Below are 17808 nucleotides of genomic sequence, written 5' to 3' on the forward strand. Positions count from 1 at the left end.
CCCCTGTTCAAATAACTCAACGAGCTGCTCCCGCTGTACCTGACTCAACGAACTTCGTGCTCTCAAAAGAAAAACTCCCCACTAGTCGGAAACTGATTTCTCAGTCCAACTAATGGGGAGCAGTTCAACTGTTGCTGATGGGGCGGTTGTTATTAATGTTCTGCAACGATTTTCAAATCTGGCTTCATTTCTCCCGCGACTCTAGCTACGGTAAAAGCATGAATGCCCTCACCCGTGTCGTCCGCAGTTCCTCGGTTGTTGCCATCCTCGGCCTCGCCGCTGGCCTTGTTGCCTGTGGCTCCAATCAGACATCTTCGGGTGGGCCCACCCAAATCCAGCAACAATCTCTGAGCGCGGACGGAAGCAACAGCGCCTCCGCAATCCAACCACTCGGGGATACCAACTCCACGATGAAGACGCAGCGCGCCGAAGCACCCGCGAAGCTGGTACCCACTGCGATGCGCGCCGGAGCACACCAGAATTTTGATCGCGTGGTCATCGAGCTCGCCGGCGAGGGCACACCTGGCTGGCATGTTGACTACACCACCACCCCACAGCAGCAAGCTAGCGGGCTCGATCTAAAGGTCAGCGGTGACTCTTTCCTTAACGTCAACATTGACGGCACCACTTACCCATTCGAGGTAGGCATCCCAGACCCTGAGCTCACCCCCGTTAAAGGCGAAGGCCCCGCCGTGGTCGAAGTGGTATCCGGTGGAACTTTTGAAGGCCGCTCCCAGTTCGTCATCGGACTCAAAGGCGATCGGCGTCCCTATTCTGTAGCTTTCCTGGAAGACCCCAAACGCTTGGTCATCGACTTTGAGCAAAGCTAGTCATAGCTAGCTTCTATCCGCCACCGCCCCGCCAACCACACCAGCAAGAAGGCGCGCTGGGCGCCTGCTTGATCTACCACCAATTGGAGTCGGGCATATTTTTGCGCGGCGTCAGGCTCCCACCACCGGTCGTCGATAGGCCAAGGCCCCGCCCATCCCAGCACGGCACACCGCCGCGCGCCCTGCACCGCCCAGACCGGATCCCCGCTGAGGACCGCGTCCGCCCTAACAAAAACCGGATCCCCAGCAGCATCCACTAGCTGTATAGCCGAGGCAGGGTGACTGGCGGCGCGCGCCGGGAGCGGTGAGGGCAACGCCCCAAGCCACGGCCCCGCTTGGCGACGCTCCGGAACCTCCTCCCCATAAGGCACCAGCTCCACCTGTTCTGTTGCTCCACGTCCGCCAGTAGCTCGCGGCTGCAATACCGCATCCGTCCCCAGCAAGGACTGCACCCGATTAATCACGCGACGCGCCTGCGCCGCCTTGTCATCGGAGGCTCCCCACAACCCCTGGTCATGAACAGGAACGCTCACCTCAAGCGGCTCGAGCGCCAGCGTAGTAATCTCTGGGATCTGTCTACTCGTGAGCCAGCCGTCGAGCTGCCACCGCACCCGATCCGCTGTCGCCGATTCCGTCAACGGTTCCCGCGTGCGCCACACCCGCGCCAGCTCCGTATCCGCCACCGCGATCACCTTAAGGCGCTGGCAGATCACCCCGGCGCGCTGCAGTTTCCCATGCAAAGTCACCGCTAGTGTGCGTGCAAGGAACGCCGCCTCATCCACACGGGTGATCGGCTCCTCTGGAGTAAGTTCCACTCGCAACTCACTCGTCGGCAGCTCCGGCGCCACCTTACGATCCTCGCGGGCCTGCGCAATACGTTGACAACGCAAGCCCGCCCTGCCAAAGCGCGTCACCACTGCCGATGTTGGCAGCGCAGCCAATTCTCCGAGCACACGTATGCCCAGCGTGCGGAATGCTCGAACAGTATCCGCGTCACAGTGCAGCGCTTCTTCAGCCATGAGTAGGGCCAGTGGCTGATTAGCCAAAAAGGCTTGACTCCCCTCAGGAGCCACCACCGCCCCGATGCGCGCAGCAATCACCGCGGTGGCAATGTCATCTGCCACCCCGACCATGCAATCCACGCCTTTCAGCGCAGCCGCATCCGCCAACAGTTGCACGGCGCGGGCCTCACTGCCGTAGAAGCGGCCAGCAGCACCGGCGTCGATAAGCGCAAGCCCCGGCCGCAAAACCTCGACGCTTGCAGCGACCTCCCCCAGCCCATAAACCACCACCTCAAACTCACGCGCATCCCTATCCTCATCCCATTCAGCGATCGTGAGCTGCGGGAACAATGCCTGAGCCTCCCGCACCCGCATGCCACGTTTCACCCCTTTGCCACGGGCGGAGGCAGTGCAAGCGCGCACCCGATGATCCTGAGTCACTGCCATTACGCCAGCGGCATGCGGGGGCCAATCGGGAAACCATACCGCCATGACCCGCACCTAAACCACCCGAAGCTGCGGCTTCTGCGACACACTGCCCACAGTCAAGCTTTGGGTAGTAACACCAGTTTTCCCGACGATATGCACCGTCATATTCATGCCACGAATCCGCCCTACCCCTGGGCCAATGCCCTGATAGTCACTCACCCGCGCCGTGATGCTGAGCTGTGGCGACGACACTCGCACATTCACTAGCAGCAGGACAGCATGAGACTTTCGCAGTTTGCCCAACAAAGGACGCGCCCGTACCGGAGAAAGTTCCAAAGGCACCTCCGTGCGATAGAGCACCAGATCCATCCCCTCAGTGAGCACGGCTACCGTATTCAGTGGATCGGGCCCCGGATCCGGAACAGCGACAATACGTTCGAGACCGCACTGCAGTTCCGCAAGCAATAACTCCGGCCAGCCAACGATGGCCACAAAGTTATTGTCCGCCACCACTGCCCGAATCAGCTCTACAATAAACGCGGGAGTATCACTGACCTGACACACCATTTGGCGGGCTAGCTGCAGATCCAGCCCCCGCGGCACAGGGAGAACATCCGCCGAGGTCACCTCTGGAGCTGGAGCAGCCCCCACCGCTTCCATCCGCGTTCGAAGCGCGACGATGCGCTCTTGCCGGCTAAGCCCGGAAAGATCCATCCCCACTTCTTTTCGAACGCCTGTTCCCAACATGCGTTCTAGTATTGCGGAATTGTCGGCTCAGTTCAACCGGATCACCAAGGCCCTGCGCCGAATTTGTCACTTGAGCTGGAAAAATCTAGCTCACAGCAACCCTGCGGAGTGAGAAAAACAGCACAACCTCACGCCAAGTCATAACGCTGCGCCCACCGTGTGAGCGCATAGCGATTCGACTGCTGCGTCTTGCGCAGAATATTCGAGGCGTGAGTCTCCACCGTCTTAATAGAAATGAACAGCTCAGCAGCAATCTCCTTGTAGGTGTAGCCACGAGCAAGCAAGCGAAGCACCTCAAGTTCTCGACGCGTAAGCGCATCTACCAGTTCCGGCTGCTCTGCGGCCTCATCCACCACGCCAGCACCCGCATGGGAGTCCGGGGCAGCAAAGGCATCAAGAACAAAGCCAGCCAGCCGAGGCGAGAATACGGCATCTCCATCGTGGACACGGCGAATGGCGTCGACAAGCTCAGCTCCATTAATGGACTTAGTGACATACCCACGCGCACCAGCCCGAATCACCGAGATCACATCTTCCGCAGCGTCCGAAACAGACAGCGCCAAGTAGCGCGGAGTTGGCGCCCCTGCGATGACAGCCTGCCCACCACCATCGGGCATGTGCACATCAAGCAAAACGACGTCTGGCTTCGTCGCCACAATCCCCGCAATAGCGTCCGCTACCCCACCGGCCTCGCCGACAATATCCACCTGCGCAGAAATCTCCGCACGGACCCCGGCACGGAAAACGGAGTGATCATCGACAAGAAAGACACGAATCATGTCTCCGAGTCTACCGGCATTGTGATGTGGATTTCTGTGCCCTCACCCGGCTCCGTCTTCAGCTCTGCTTTACCGCCCGCGCGCTCCACGCGGCCAAAAATGGAATCGCACAGACCGTGGCGCGAGCCATCCACGTCCTTCGGATCAAAACCAACGCCACGGTCACGCACGAAGATCTCCACGTCACCGAACACCTCGGAATACACATCCACAGTAGATACCTGCGCATGCTTGGCAGCATTTACCATCGCCTCACGTGCAGCCAACACTGCGGCTTGAGTCGCATCAGTGATAGGGGCATCCCCGACCGTCACCGGAGCGATGCGAATACCAAACATGTCCTCCACCTCACCTGCTGCCAGTTCCAGGGCCTGGGTAACGGTACTAGTAGAGGCGGTTTTGCCGTCGAAAAGCCACTGGCGCAGCTCTCGCTCCTGACCGCGAGCCAAACGCGCCACCTCTTGCTCATCGCCGGCACGCTTCTGGATCAACGCCAGTGTTTGCAGCACCGAATCATGCAGCCGCGAAGCGATCTCTGCCCGCTCAGCCGCAACAGTCTTCTCATCCCGCTCCTCCACTACCCGCTGCCACATCCGCAGCAGGAGCGGCACTGCGAGCACCGCCGCGCCCGCGAACGTAATCAACACCGCGGCAAAGGTAGCCCCGAACACCGCGGGGTCAGCCCAATTCACCGCCACTAGGAACACGCCTGCCAACACCAAAGAAACACCGGAGATGATAGAGAACGCGTTCTTAGGCTTAGCCAGAGACTCCACGCCCTGGTCATAGGCGCGCCACACCACCAAGGCACCCACACCAACCACCAAGGCTGGGATCAACGCAGATCCCTCAAAACCGGTGAGCAAAGAAAAACTCAACAAGGCAGCAGCGATACCAACCACCACAAAGCCCATGTTGACGATGCGCGGGGTGGAGGTGTTCTCAGGGATCTCCGCTTCCAGCCCCGGCGGAGTCGGCTTGGTCAGCATCCACGTAGCCATGTAGAACAGCAAGCCCATGCCACCGAACAAGGAAGAAACGAGCAGCGCGAGGCGCACAGTCAGCACATCTACGCCCAGATGCACGGCAAGGCCAGACGCCACGCCGCCAACGACGCGGGTCTTCGGCCGATAAAACTTCGGATACATCATGCGACCAATCATCGCATGACCCTGAGGAAAAGAAATCCGGGTTTCCCCCGATGTTTTCTTTTCCTCGCCACGCCACACTAAGAGTATGAACACACAAGCAATCAATGCCATGTGGGAATCCCGCCCAACACGTATCCCTAGCAGCCAAGGTGGCAACGCTAAGGTCGCAGGTGTCTGCGAAGGTATCGGGGTCCGATACCAGGTCGATCCCACACTCATCCGAATACTCTTCGTAGCGGCCGGTCTAGTTGGCGGTGGCCTCGGAGTCTATCTAGTCGCCTGGCTGATCATGCCTCGCTACTCCATGGAGCTCTCCCCCATTGAAGCGGTACTGAAAAACTCTGGGGAGGAATACCAACACGAGAAAAACACCGGCTGGTGGCTCCTTGCAGCGCTGATAGTCTTCGGTTTTAGTGCTACCAGCGGCAGCGGCGACCTAGTCAGTGGCTCCACACTGGTCTCCCTGGCCCTAGCCTTCGCGGTCTGGTACTACCTGCACTCTAAGCAGCCAGAGACGCCTACCACTCCTTATGCCGACGTGGGGCCGGCAGAAGGTTTCCAAACACCCACCCCACCAGCATGGGACCCACTCGGCGCAGTGCCGGCCCTCTGGGATCTACCCGAACCAGGCCCCGCACCAGCACCTGCCCCTAAAAAGAAGTCGCATGGGTGGCTCTGGATTGGTGGTGCCATTGCGGTGCTCGCCCTCGTTACGGCAGTCACCAATACCGATTTCCACACTTCCGCTAGCAACCTCACCTCAGTAGTTAGCAACGAGTCCCAGCTGCAGGACACCTACGAGAACGGCATCGGCAACCTGACCCTCGATCTCTCTGACCTCGCACCACTAACGGAAAACCGCACCGTGCAGGTAGATAGTGGCATCGGCAATGTGGAAATCCGACTCCCCAAGGAAGTACCAACCAAGCTTGAGTGCGAAACCGGTCTCGGGGATTCAAACTGCACCCCAGGACTACACAACGAAGGCCCTGGCAAGGTACTCACCATCAAGATCGACAGCGGTATCGGACAAGTAACGGTGGATTAGAAAACTACCCCGCCCTTTAAGACACTCCAGCAACCAAAAACCGCTTGGGCATTCTGAGAATGACGATGCCCAAGCGGTTTAGTACACCACTGCTAATCCGATAGCTAGCTGATGTTTACTCCCATTCGATGGTTCCTGGAGGCTTAGAGGTGCAATCCAGCACCACGCGGTTAACGTCAGGTACCTCATTGGTGATGCGGGTGGAAATCTTCTCTAGGACGTCGTAAGGCAGGCGGGTCCAGTCTGCGGTCATTGCATCCTCGGAGGACACTGGGCGCAGCACAATTGGGTGGCCGTAGGTGCGGCCATCGCCTTGGACACCAACGGAACGGACGTCGGCAAGCAGCACAACTGGGCACTGCCAAATCTCATTGTCCAACCCAGCCGCGGTGAGCTCGGTGCGTGCAATCAGGTCTGCAGCGCGCAGAGTTTCGAGGCGCTCCTGGGTCACTTCACCGATAATGCGAATGCCAAGGCCAGGCCCTGGGAATGGCTGGCGGTTAACAATCTCCTCCGGCAAGCCGAGCTCACGACCGACGGCACGGACCTCGTCCTTGAACAGTGCGCGCAGCGGCTCGACGAGCTTGAACTCGACGTCATCGGGCAGCCCGCCCACATTGTGGTGAGACTTGATGTTAGCGGTACCCGCACCACCGCCGGACTCAACCACATCCGGGTACAAGGTACCCTGCACCAAGAAGCCAACTTCCTGCCCCTCAAGTACCGAGGCCACGGCGCGCTCGAAGGAGCGGATAAACTCGGCGCCGATAGCCTTGCGCTTCGCCTCTGGATCAGTCAAACCAGCGAGCTTAGCCAAGAAGGCATCCGCCTCATGCACAGTGACGAGGCGGGCGCCGGTCGCTGCCACGAAGTCAGTCTCTACCTGCTCACGCTCGCCAGCGCGCAGCAGACCATGGTCAACAAAAACACAGGTCAGCCGGTCGCCGATTGCGCGCTGCACCAAAGCCGCTGCCACGGCCGAGTCGACGCCACCAGACAGACCACAAATAGCACGGCCTTCTGGGCCGACCTGCTCACGGACAGCCGCAATCAGCTCCTCCGCGATGTTAGCCGCCGTCCAGTTCTGCTCCAGACCAGCGATCTCGGTGAGGAAACGAACCAGCACTTCCTGGCCATGCGGGCTGTGTAGCACCTCTGGGTGGTACTGCACACCAGCCATACGCTTTTCTACACATTCAAACGCTGCCACTGGCGCGCCCGCGGAAGAAGCGGTGACAGTGAAGCCGGCGGGGGCTTCATGCACTGCATCGCCGTGTGACATCCACACTTTGTGGGTTTGCTCGAAGCCCTCATGCAAGAGACCACCGGAGACAGTCATGTCAGTTCGGCCGTATTCACGGTTGCCGGTGTTGGCCACCGTACCGCCCATTGCGTGGGTCATCGTTTGGAAGCCGTAGCAGATGCCAAAGACAGGCAAACCAAGCTCGAAGATAGCTTCGTCGATCTTGGGAGCGCCCTCCTCATAAACGGAGGAAGGCCCACCGGAGAGGACCAAGGCCAGCGGATCTTTGGCCTTAATCTCTTCGATGGTTGCGGTGTGCGGAATGACCTCGGAGTAGATCCGGGCTTCACGCACGCGGCGCGCAATGAGCTGTGCATATTGGGCGCCGAAGTCGACGACAAGTACTGGGCGTTGAGATTGCGGATTCACGCCCCAAAGTCTATCCCACGTGCACGTGTGGGCGCGATTCACCTTCGACGTATTTTCGGCGCAGAATCTCGTGTACCAAAGCGGCGTTCTGTCCGCGCCCCACAAACAAAGCATTAGTGAGAAATCTTTAGCTACAGAGCCAAACAAGATCAGGGCACAAGCTGCCCCAGTATGCAGTGGGTCAGTACCGTGGTAGCGATTCACAATGAAAAAATGCGTTGAGTACCCGAAGCTTTGATTTGCTCCGAGAACTCAACGCATAATATTGCTAGCCCGGTGAACTAGCGCAGTGCCAGCGAGACCTTTTGGAAGCTCTTCAGGTCCGTGTATCCGCACTTGCCCATCGCGCGCTTAAGGCCGCCCACAAAGTTGAGGTGGCCGAAGGCATCCGTGGATGGCCCATGCAGGACAGTCTCCAAGGACGGCAGCGGTTGCTCTTCGAGGTTTTCTGCCGTAACCACACCACGTGGGAAACGCGGATGAGCGGCAACGGCAGGCCAGTAGTAGCCCTGAGCGGCAGCTTCTGCTGCTTGAGCGAGTGGCGCACCCAGCACTACGGCGTCTGCGCCACAGGCGACGGCCTTCACGACGTCGCCGGAAGACTCAATTTCGCCGTCAGCAATGATGTGCACATAACGGCCACCGGTCTCGTCAAGGTAGTCACGTCGAGCAGCTGCTGCATCAGCGATGGCCGTTGCCATTGGGGTCTCAATGCCAAGCGCATAGGCGTTGGTATTGTCTCCGCCACCGACGATGATGCCTGCCGCTCCGGCGCGCATCAGGTGCATAGCCGTGGTGTAGTCGCCTACCCCACCAGCAATGACGGGCACATCAAGGTTGCCGATGAATTCCTTGAGGTTCAGCGGTTCACCGTCTGCCTGCACATGCTCGGCGGAAATCAGCGTGCCCTGAATGATCAACAGTTCAGCGCCGGCTTTGATCACCACTGGGGCGAGAGCGTGTGCCCGCTGTGGGGAAACCCGCACCGCAACGGTGGCACCAGAGGCACGAACCTCAGCGATGCGCTCAGCAAGCAGTTCTTCGTCCAACGGCGCAGCATGCAGCTGCTGCAGCAGCGCGATCGCCTTGGAATTGAGGATGTCAGTAGAAAGCAGTTCTTCGCCTGCGGCCGCTACCACCTGAGCAATAGTGCCGGCGAGGTCGGCATGCCGTCCCCAGAGACCTTCGGCATTGATGACGCCCATGCCGCCCTGCTTGTCCATCTCGATGATGAACTCCGGAGTCGCTAGCGCGTCCGTCGGGTGGGACATGAATGGGATTTGGAACGTGTAGGCATCAATGTTCCAGGTGGTATCCACATCCTTGGAGGAGCGGGTGCGACGCGAAGGGACGATAGAGATGTCATTTAGGCCGTAGGCGCGGCGGGCCTCGCGGCCCATGCCGATTTCAACAATGTCTCGCATTGGGGGTGTTTCCTAGCGCTGGTAGTAGTTAGGTGCTTCGACGGTCATCTGGATGTCATGAGGATGTGACTCGCGGAGGCCAGCGGCCGTGATCTGGACAAAGCGAGCATTCTGTAGGTCTTCAACAGTTGCGGAACCGGTGTAGCCCATGGCAGCGCGGAGGCCACCAACCAACTGGTGCAGGATGGAATCGATGCTGCCGCGGAATGGCACGCGTCCTTCGATGCCTTCTGGTACGAGCTTTTCTTCGCTCTTAACATCAGCCTGGAAGTAGCGGTCCTTGGAATAGGAACGCTTCTCGCCGGTGAGCCCACGTCCTTGCATCGCGCCAAGCGAGCCCATGCCGCGGTACATCTTGTACTGCTTGCCGTTGACCACTGCGATCTCGCCTGGGGATTCAGCAGTGCCCGCGAGCATCGAGCCGAGCATTACAGTGGAAGCGCCGGCTGCCAGTGCCTTGGCGATATCCCCAGAGAACTGCATGCCGCCATCGGCGATGATAGGAACGCCCGCCTTCTTAGCGACGACTGCGGCCTCCATAATCGCGGTGATCTGCGGAGCACCCACACCTGCAACAACACGGGTGGTGCAGATGGAGCCTGGGCCGATGCCGACCTTTACTGCGTCTGCGCCAGCCTCAATCATCGCCTGAGCAGCGCCACGGGTGGCTAAGTTGCCGCCAACGATCTGTACTTTGTCTCCGAAACCTTGCTTTACCTTGGACACCATCTCAAGTACGCCACGATTGTGGGCATGCGCGGTGTCTACGATGAGCACGTCAGCGCCGGCGTCGACAAGCGCTCCGGCACGCGACCAGGAATCCGCACCCGTGCCGATACCTGCGCCGACGAGCAGTCGACCGGAGCCGTCTTTGGAGGAGTCCGGGTACATCTCGGTCTTTACAAAGTCCTTGACGGTGATCAGACCGACGAGCTTGCCTTGCTTATCGACGATCGGGAGCTTCTCCACCTTGTTGGTGGACAGCAAGCTCAGTGCTTCTTCCTTGGAGACGCCTTCTTCTGCGACGACGAGAGGCATTGGAGTCATGACTTCAGCGACACGACGGCTCATGTCCTGCTCGAAACGCATGTCTCGGTTGGTGCAGATACCGACGAGCTTGCCGTCCATGTCAACGACGGGAAGGCCGGAGATACGGAAGCGAGCGCACAGCGCATCCACTTCACCGATGCTCATGTCCGGGGAGCAAGTGATTGGGTTAGTCACCATGCCGGACTCGGAACGCTTAACAATTTCTACCTGTTCGGCTTGATCGTCGGTAGACAAGTTGCGGTGCAGCACGCCCATGCCGCCTTGCCGAGCCATGGCGATTGCCATGCGGGCTTCGGTGACAGTGTCCATAGCAGCGGACACGATAGGAGTCTTCAGGCGGATCTCCCGCGTCAGCTGACTCGAGGTGTCCACGTCGGATGGGATTACGTTCGACTCGTCCGGGATCAACAGGACATCGTCAAAGGTCAGCCCCACTAGCGCTACCTTGTTTGGATCTTCTCCACCAGTCGCAACTTGATTGTTCATCATAAAGCCCTCCTCAAAGCCGTCAATTGATACCTAGAGTAGTGCTTTGCCGGCATTTAGGGTAAATCGCGGTAAGGTTTGCTCTGTGAACTTTGATGGAATGCCACTCGACCCTTTTGCGGACGACCCAAACGACCCGGCGTCGTTCTTGGAGCCGGACGATGACTTCCCTCCGCTCACAGTTGACGAACGCGCACACGTCCTCGAAGATCTCACCCTGTTGGAGAAGTTTCAGGCGGCTTTGGAGCCACGTGGAGTCCAAGGAATTTTCTTCTTCTGCGAAGATTGTGAGGAACCGCACTACTACAACTGGGAGATCATGAAGGACAACATGCGCTCCTTGCTAAGCGGAGAGCAAAGTCCCGTCCATGAACCCAGCGCGCACCCTGACGTTGATGCGTATGTGCCTTGGGATTACTGCTTAGGTTACTTGGACGGGTTCAACGCTCGTTAAGGCATCGGCCGCGTTGCGGTACCGGTGACCTCGGTCGGCTCACCGGTAGGAGACTTCGTGGTTGTCACCGTGGTAGGTGGCGTCACTGTCCCTGAGGTTTCCGGCGCAGTAGGTGGCTGAACCACGGTAACCGTGACCGTTTCTACCTCAGTCACAATCACTGGTGGCAGCTGGATCACAGGCTCTTTTTCGGTGGTGGTGGCAACGGAGGTCTCTACAGCAACCGAGGTTGCGGTGGTTGGGACACTCTGAGTGACGGTGGTCTCCACCTCGACGATACGTGCTTCGAGCTCATTGATTGCCCGTTGCGTGGATTGGCGATCCTGAGAGTTGACCGCATCCGCGAGTATCCGAGCTTGTTCAAGCACACGCATCGCACCCTCGACATCGCCCTCTGCGTGGCGCTTGTCAACCTCATCCAAGGCACTGGCCAAATCAACCACTGCTGCATGCCCGCCAAATACGGCAGTCTTGGCACCCCACAATGGCGAGGATGGATCCGCATTGTAGATGGCACCACCCGTGCCAGCGAGGAGCACCGTTGCGGCAGCGGCGCCAACTAGGCTGGCCATCCACGGGCTCACCCGACGACGCCGTTGTTTGTCCAGCGAAGCGACGGCTGGAGCCGCTGGCAGAAGCTCATCCAAGGAAGGCGCATTCGGAATCGGTGCGTTGACCTCACGATGCAGTTCCAGCATCATCGCGGCTAGCGGATCGGCTCCGTCGCTAGGATCGACGCCGCGCGAAAGGTCATCGAGAAAGGCGTCGGTGCCGAACAGCTCATGGAACTGTTCGGTGGTGCCTTTCTCATCACGACGATCGGTCATTATTTTTCCTGCCCATCCAATTGCTTCCGGAGCGCCGCCAGTGCTCGATGCTGAGCGACTCGGACGGCTCCCGGGGTGCTTCCTACAATTTCGGCGGTTTCTTCCGCCGAAAGACCAACAAAAACCCGTAGTGTTACGATTTCTCGTGCCTTCTCATTTAATGAATCGAGAAGTTCACGCACTCTGTTACTACCATCGCTGACCAGCGCAAACTCCTCGGGAGTATCGCGGTCTTGTACGGAATCTGGTACTTCATCAGTAGGATTGGAAAGATCTTTAGCAAAACTACGGTGGGCATCTGCCACCTTATTCGACGCAATACCGTATACAAAGGCCATGAACGGCCGTCCGCGATCCACATAGTTGCCAATCGAGGTTGCTACAGCAAGTAGGACTTCCTGCGTAACGTCATCTGCGGTGGGATGCTTGCCACCACTAACGCGGGCACGGGAATACCGCAAAATCGGCGGGTGAATGATCGAGATGACTCGTTGGAGCGCCCGACGATCTCCGTCGGCTGCAAGCGGAACCAGTTCCGCTAGCTCCCGTTCGAAGTCATTCACCTAAATACGCCTTTCGATTCTGATCTCCCATACACATGGGTCCGACAGATCATTGTTACGCGACTTTTAAGAATATTTCACATTTGACTGGCGTCCGACACCAAATTGTGACCAATCAGGCCGATAGGAAAAAGTTCACCTACAGTTAATCTACGCGCATTGCCACTGATAGCGACAAGTTTTTCCCTCCGCAAACCTTGCGTGTCAACTGCAGTTCATCTGTTTCGACACCAGTTGTTTACCCAAGGCGTTCAAGATTCACTGGCGTACCGAAAATTCCAGACACAGGAGGAAGTCCCATGCCGCAGCCTAGCCAGCTTCCAGGCCCGAACGCAGACTTTTGGGATTGGCAGCTTCACGGCTCTTGCCGAGGCGAAGACTCCGCAGTTTTCTTCCACCCAGACGGCGAGCGTGGTCGCGCCCGCACGCAGCGTGAGAACCGCGCAAAGGCGATTTGTCGCGAGTGCCCCGTATTGACCCAATGCCGTCGCCATGCACTCGAAGTTGCCGAGCCTTATGGCATCTGGGGTGGCTTGAGCGAGTCCGAACGTGACATGCTCCTGCGCCCTCGCCGCGGCAACCGTCGCATGGTTGTATAACAAAAAGCCACCCATCGCCTTTTAAAACGATGGGTGGCTTTTGCCGTCACAGCAATTAGTGATGGTGGTGATGCCCAGCTTGCGGAGCTTCCTCCGCTGGCTTTTCGACGACAGATGCTTCCGTCGTCAGCACCATCCGGGCCACCGAAGTAGCGTTCACTACTGCCGAGTGGGTGACCTTCACTGGGTCAATGATGCCCATCTCCAGCAGGTTGCCATACTCGAGCGTCGCAGCGTTGAAACCTTCACCGTTAGGCAGCTCTGCGGTACGTGCAACGACGACTGCGCCGTCGACACCCGCGTTCGCACCAATCCAGTAAGCCGGCTTCACAAGCGCGCGGGATAGTGCGAGCACGCCCACCTTTGCATCGCCTTCAAACTGCTCAGCATAGGATTTCAGCTCTTCAGCGATCTGCACCAGTGCAGAGCCGCCGCCAGCGATGACGCCTTCTTGGGCCGCAGCACGGGCCGCATTGATCGCGTCCTCCACACGAAGCTTGCGTTCGTTCACTTCGGTTTCGGTCGCTGCTCCCACCTTGATGACAGCGATACCACCAGACAATTTGGCGAGGCGTTCCTCAGCCTTTTCTTTGTCCCAGGTGGAATCCGTTGTTTCGATCTCGCGGCGGATTTGCTCACGCCGGTTTTCTACGGCCTCAGCAGTGCCAGCACCGTCGACAATGATGGTCTGATCCTTGGTCACGGTGACGCGACGGGCAGAACCAAACATGCCCAAGTCAGCTTCATTCAGGTTGATGCCGACCTCTGGGTCAATGACGGTAGCAGCGGTAACCACAGCCAGATCATCCATGAAGGCCTTGCGGCGATCACCGAAGTACGGCGACTTCACAGCGACGACCTTGAGAGTCTTGCGAATCGAGTTGACCACGAGCATCTGCAGTGGCTCACCATCAAGGTCTTCCGCGACGATCAATACCTGCTTGCTGGACTCAACGATCTTTTCCAGCACCGGAAGGAAGTCCGGCAGGGAGCTGATCTTGTTGCGAACCAACAAGATCAGCGCATCGTCGAGTACCGCCTGCTGCGTGTCAACGTCAGTGATGAAGTATGGGGACAGGAAGCCCTTGTCAAAGGACACACCCTCAGTGATGTCAAGAACGGTCTCCATCGACTGGGATTCCTCCACAGTGACTACACCGTCTTTGCCAACCTTGTCCATTGCGCCAGCGACCATCTCGCCGATCTCAGGATCGCGGGAGGACACGGTAGCGACGTTGGCAATCTCCGCCGCAGAAGAGACATCGGCAGCACGCTCTTGGAGCAGTGCCACAACCTTTTCTGCACCAGCAGCGATACCGCGGTTGAGCTCAACCGGGTTGGCTCCGGCTGCTACATTGCGCAGGCCTTCTTGAATCAGTGCCTGCGCGAGCAAAGTTGCAGTAGTGGTGCCGTCACCAGCGGTGTCATTGGTCTTCACCGCCACCGACTTCACCAGCTGAGCGCCGAGGTTCTCGAACGGCTCCTCGAGGTCAATTTCGCGGGCGATGGTGACGCCGTCATTAGTGACGGTAGGGCCACCGAACGCCTTGTCTAGAACCACGTTTCGGCCACGTGGGCCGAGGGTTACTTTGACGGCGTCGGCAAGCGCGTCGACGCCAGCCTGGATGCCCTTACGAGCGTCTTCGTCAAATGCGATGAGTTTAGGCATTGGCCCCTACTTTTCAATGACAGCAAGCACGTCACGCTGGGACAGGATGAGGTACTCCTGACCCTGGTACTTGATCTCGGTGCCGCCATACTTGGAGAAGATGACAATGTCGCCTTCCTTGACGTCCATAGGGATGCGGTCACCGTCTTCGTCGAAACGACCAGCGCCCACGGCGATAACAGTTGCCTCCTGTGGCTTCTCCTTGGCGGAGTCTGGAATGACCAGGCCAGACGCAGTGGTGGTTTCAGCCTCGTTGATCTGGACGAGGATCTTATCTTCCAAAGGCTTGATGCTTGCCACGATTAAAGCTCCTTATGAGTATGAGATGTGCCGGTTGCGATGCCTGCACAGCCGTCGTCGCGGGTGAACAACTGTGTTCTAAACAACCTACTGGCACTCTACCCTTAGGAGTGCCAGCTCTCAACACAATAAAAAACCGGCCATCGTTCCTGGCCGGCAGAGCTATTAAGAGTGCAGGTTAATGACGGCATCTCGCCAGAGCTGAAAGTCCTCCGGCTCGTCCGCACGGTAGTTACGAGCCGCGCGAATCCCATGCTCAACCCGTTCAATATCAGCATCGCTAATATCCTCGCCCGCAACGCCTACGAAAATAACAGGGCCACAAATCGCGGTAGTCGGATCGGTATAGAACGCAGAGTTACCAGTGGCAGCTTCATTTCGAGCCATGGAAGCAACCGGGTTAGGCTCCGAACCATCTTCGCGAGCATCTGGCGAATACAGTGCCGCCAACGCAGTCCCATCCTCCTGGAAAGCTACAGAAACACGGTCACTTTCAACACGTCCCAAGAATTGGGCTGCCTGCTCCAGCTCGAATTCGATCTTACGACTAGTCAGATCAGGGTTTACCAAGTAACCGAGGGTCATTTCTTCTCTCCCAATACTTAAAGAGGGGATTGCAATTACTGGATATCATCATACATGGGTTTACCCAATATTTGCGCTCACTTAACTAACTGTTCATTTAGACAAGCGGTACTTCAACCTCGAGCGCAGGATCGCATCCAACAGTCATTGCAGATGCCACCGCACCTTCATGAATTAACTGGGCAGCCAGTGCAGCGATCATGACACCATTATCCGTGCAGTACTTGAAACGAGGCACCCGCAGCTCAATCCCTGCAGAAGCACATCGCCGCGCAGCCAGCTCCCGCAGCCGAGAGTTCGCAGCTACTCCACCGCCAAGCAACAACACCTTCGCACCGGTCTCTTTACACGCGGCTACCGCCTTCTTGGTCAAAGAATCGCACACCGCCTCTTGGAAGGAAGCACACACATCGGCTACAACGATCTGCTCCCCTGACCGTTCTGCAGCCTCGACAAAGCGCGCTACTGCAGTTTTCAAACCTGAAAAGGAAAAGTCGAGAGAATGCGGAATGGCCCGGGGAAACTTGATGTTTGGAGTGCCCTGCTGCGCCAGCTTGTCAATGATCGGGCCACCCGGGTAACCCAGGCCAAGTAGTCGTGAGACTTTGTCGTAGGCCTCGCCGGCGGCGTCGTCAAGCGTCGCACCCAACTCGCGCATGGGCGCACCGACACTGGTGACTTCAAGAAGCTGCGTATGTCCGCCCGAGACCAGCAATGCGATCGCATGTGGAAGAGGCTCGCCCTCCAAGTTCGCCACCGCTACGTGCCCGCCGAGGTGATTCACTCCGTAGAACGGCACCCCCCAAGCAGCCGCATAGGCCTTCGCCGCGCTAGCCCCCACCAACAACGCACCAGCCAGCCCAGGGCCGACGGTGGCCGCAACAACGTCCGGTTTATCAATCCCCGCCTCGGCCAACGCCGCCTGCATCACCGGACGAATGGCCTCCAGGTGCGCACGCGAAGCAATCTCCGGGACCACCCCGCCGAAACGCGCATGCTGCTCCATCGATGAGGCAACCTGGTCTGCAAGCACCGTCATCTGGCCGTCCAGCAACTCAATGATGCCCACTCCGGTCTCATCGCAGGAGGATTCGATTCCAAGAATGATCATTGCTGGGCCTCCCGTTTCATCGTGTACGCATCCGCGCCTGATGGTTGGTAATAATTCTTACGGATTCCAATGTTGCTGAAACCGTACTTTTCATACATTTTGATTGCTGGAACGTTGTCTGTGCGAACCTCAAGAAACACCGGTCCCCGCATAAGGTCAGCAACGTGCATTAATTGATCCATGAGCTGGCCCCCAATCCCCTCGCCTTGGCTAGCAGGATCCACGCCAATGGTATGGATCTCAAACTCGGGATCTTCGTGAGTCCCAAGTAAGCTCAGGCCGGCATAGCCAACCAGTTGGCCTGCGTCTTCAAACCCCACATAGTGATTGTTGGGCTGCTGAAACTCCTGCATGAAGGCAGCTTCTGACCACGGATCATCCCCTGGAAAGAGCAACTGTTCTAGTTCCGCGCAGCGCCGCGCATCTGCCACCTCTAGCTTGCGAATCACAGCTGCACATCCGGGATAGCTGGGCTTTTAGGTTTAGACGCCGGCTCCTTAGCATCAGGACGACGCAGGTAAAGCGGGATCAGGGGCTCAGGAGCCACACTGAAATCTACCAACCCGACCAATGCCACCGGAGTGGGATAAAGATCATGAGTGCCAGCGAGGTGTGTGCGCACCGACTCTGGCATGTTCACTGCATCAAAACCAGCCGTCGAGATGTCCGCATAGGCGCTGACCTCCGGACCTGCAACGCGAGCACCGTCTTCATACCTTGCCCAATACACTTCTTTGCGACGCGCATCGGTACACACCAGTGCCTTTCCAGGAAGCTGAACCCCAATAGCATCGAGGGAACACACTCCGTACACCGGAATGCCTAAAGCATCAGCAAATGCTAGACCGGTGGCCATACCGACGCGCAGGCCGGTGAAAGGCCCGGGCCCAGCGCCGACCACTACGGCGTCCACATCGCTAAATTGCTTAGCAGCCGCACTAAGTGCGCGTTGAGTCGCCGCGACCAATTGTTCATTGTGATCACGGCAGTTTTCGAGAATGCTTTCACCTACCGACTTGCCGTCTTCAACGAGGCCGGTGACAACAGTGGATGTGGAGGTATCAATTGCGAGGACTAGCACGG

The 17808-nt window shown here is 58.2% G+C and carries 19 protein-coding genes; 4 read left to right on the plus strand and 15 right to left on the minus strand.

Features of this window, described 5'->3' with window-relative positions; all coding sequences use genetic code 11:
- The first annotated feature begins 218 nt into the window (after window positions 1–218).
- Window positions 219–830, plus strand: a complete 612-nt coding sequence (locus WG915_RS04685) for an AMIN-like domain-containing (lipo)protein (protein WP_339564222.1) — start codon at window positions 219–221, stop codon at window positions 828–830.
- On the opposite strand, the gene WG915_RS04690 is transcribed toward WG915_RS04685, so the two are convergent.
- From WG915_RS04690 to WG915_RS04705, 4 genes are all read right to left on the minus strand, one after another.
- Window positions 827–2323 (minus strand): Y-family DNA polymerase, encoded by a 1497-nt coding sequence (locus tag WG915_RS04690; protein WP_339564223.1) that lies wholly within the window; start codon window positions 2321–2323, stop codon window positions 827–829. The two genes, WG915_RS04685 and WG915_RS04690, sit on opposite strands and share 4 nt — an antisense overlap.
- A gap of 9 nt (window positions 2324–2332) precedes the next feature.
- Window positions 2333–3007, minus strand: coding sequence for a hypothetical protein (locus tag WG915_RS04695; RefSeq protein WP_339564224.1), 675 nt, complete (start codon window positions 3005–3007; stop codon window positions 2333–2335).
- A gap of 128 nt (window positions 3008–3135) precedes the next feature.
- Window positions 3136–3783 carry a response regulator transcription factor gene (locus WG915_RS04700; RefSeq protein ID WP_339564417.1) on the minus strand — a complete coding sequence of 216 codons (648 nt, stop codon included), beginning with the start codon at window positions 3781–3783 and terminating at the stop codon, window positions 3136–3138.
- Complete coding sequence (locus tag WG915_RS04705) at window positions 3783–4949, minus strand: ATP-binding protein (RefSeq protein ID WP_339564225.1); 1167 nt, start codon at window positions 4947–4949, stop codon at window positions 3783–3785. Before WG915_RS04705 ends, WG915_RS04700 begins: the two co-directional genes overlap by 1 nt.
- 73 nt (window positions 4950–5022) lie before the next feature.
- Here WG915_RS04705 and WG915_RS04710 point away from each other — a divergent pair, with 73 nt between their 5' ends.
- Entirely contained in the window at window positions 5023–5985 is a 963-nt protein-coding gene (locus WG915_RS04710; protein WP_339564226.1) for a PspC domain-containing protein, read from the plus strand.
- 115 nt (window positions 5986–6100) lie between these two features.
- Here the strand turns inward: WG915_RS04710 and guaA are convergent, their stop codons facing one another.
- The 3 genes from guaA to guaB form a co-directional block, all read right to left on the minus strand.
- Window positions 6101–7657: a glutamine-hydrolyzing GMP synthase gene (guaA, locus tag WG915_RS04715; RefSeq protein WP_339564227.1), complete on the minus strand. Its 1557-nt coding sequence runs from the start codon at window positions 7655–7657 to the stop codon at window positions 6101–6103.
- A 281-nt stretch (window positions 7658–7938) separates the two neighbouring features.
- The gene (locus WG915_RS04720; protein ID WP_339564228.1) at window positions 7939–9081 is read right to left on the minus strand and encodes a GuaB3 family IMP dehydrogenase-related protein; all 1143 of its coding nucleotides are present in this window, start codon (window positions 9079–9081) and stop codon (window positions 7939–7941) included.
- A gap of 12 nt (window positions 9082–9093) precedes the next feature.
- Window positions 9094–10620, minus strand: a complete 1527-nt coding sequence (gene guaB / locus WG915_RS04725; protein WP_339564229.1) for an IMP dehydrogenase — start codon at window positions 10618–10620, stop codon at window positions 9094–9096.
- A gap of 82 nt (window positions 10621–10702) precedes the next feature.
- Between guaB and WG915_RS04730 the strand changes: the two genes are divergently transcribed.
- Window positions 10703–11071 carry a DUF5319 domain-containing protein gene (locus WG915_RS04730; RefSeq protein WP_339564230.1) on the plus strand — a complete coding sequence of 123 codons (369 nt, stop codon included), beginning with the start codon at window positions 10703–10705 and terminating at the stop codon, window positions 11069–11071.
- Here the strand turns inward: WG915_RS04730 and WG915_RS04735 are convergent.
- Together WG915_RS04735 and WG915_RS04740 are read right to left on the minus strand one after the other, a co-directional pair.
- The gene (locus tag WG915_RS04735) at window positions 11068–11898 is read right to left on the minus strand and encodes a hypothetical protein (protein WP_339564231.1); all 831 of its coding nucleotides are present in this window, start codon (window positions 11896–11898) and stop codon (window positions 11068–11070) included. The genes WG915_RS04730 and WG915_RS04735 overlap by 4 nt on opposite strands.
- On the minus strand, window positions 11898–12461 hold the full coding sequence (locus WG915_RS04740; protein ID WP_339564232.1) for a sigma-70 family RNA polymerase sigma factor: 564 nt from the start codon (window positions 12459–12461) through the stop codon (window positions 11898–11900). The genes WG915_RS04735 and WG915_RS04740 overlap by 1 nt, the downstream gene beginning before the upstream one ends.
- 299 nt (window positions 12462–12760) lie before the next feature.
- Between WG915_RS04740 and WG915_RS04745 the strand changes: the two genes are divergently transcribed.
- Window positions 12761–13060, plus strand: a complete 300-nt coding sequence (locus WG915_RS04745; RefSeq protein WP_339564233.1) for a WhiB family transcriptional regulator — start codon at window positions 12761–12763, stop codon at window positions 13058–13060.
- 55 nt (window positions 13061–13115) lie between these two features.
- Here the strand turns inward: WG915_RS04745 and groL are convergent, their stop codons facing one another.
- The 6 genes from groL to tsaB form a co-directional block, all read right to left on the minus strand.
- On the minus strand, window positions 13116–14729 hold the full coding sequence (gene groL, locus WG915_RS04750) for a chaperonin GroEL (protein WP_339564234.1): 1614 nt from the start codon (window positions 14727–14729) through the stop codon (window positions 13116–13118).
- A gap of 6 nt (window positions 14730–14735) precedes the next feature.
- Entirely contained in the window at window positions 14736–15029 is a 294-nt protein-coding gene (groES, locus tag WG915_RS04755) for a co-chaperone GroES (RefSeq protein ID WP_339564235.1), read from the minus strand.
- A 165-nt stretch (window positions 15030–15194) separates the two neighbouring features.
- Entirely contained in the window at window positions 15195–15614 is a 420-nt protein-coding gene (locus tag WG915_RS04760) for a hypothetical protein (protein ID WP_339564236.1), read from the minus strand.
- 97 nt (window positions 15615–15711) lie between these two features.
- On the minus strand, window positions 15712–16725 hold the full coding sequence (gene tsaD / locus WG915_RS04765) for a tRNA (adenosine(37)-N6)-threonylcarbamoyltransferase complex transferase subunit TsaD (protein WP_339564237.1): 1014 nt from the start codon (window positions 16723–16725) through the stop codon (window positions 15712–15714).
- Entirely contained in the window at window positions 16722–17174 is a 453-nt protein-coding gene (gene rimI, locus WG915_RS04770; RefSeq protein ID WP_339564238.1) for a ribosomal protein S18-alanine N-acetyltransferase, read from the minus strand. The genes tsaD and rimI overlap by 4 nt, the downstream gene beginning before the upstream one ends.
- The gene (gene tsaB / locus WG915_RS04775; RefSeq protein ID WP_339564239.1) at window positions 17171–17806 is read right to left on the minus strand and encodes a tRNA (adenosine(37)-N6)-threonylcarbamoyltransferase complex dimerization subunit type 1 TsaB; all 636 of its coding nucleotides are present in this window, start codon (window positions 17804–17806) and stop codon (window positions 17171–17173) included. The genes rimI and tsaB overlap by 4 nt, the downstream gene beginning before the upstream one ends.
- Between the last annotated feature and the right edge of the window lie 2 nt (window positions 17807–17808).

This window comes from Corynebacterium sp. H128, from assembly GCF_037482625.1.
In the GTDB taxonomy this organism is placed as follows: Bacteria; Actinomycetota; Actinomycetes; order Mycobacteriales; family Mycobacteriaceae; genus Corynebacterium.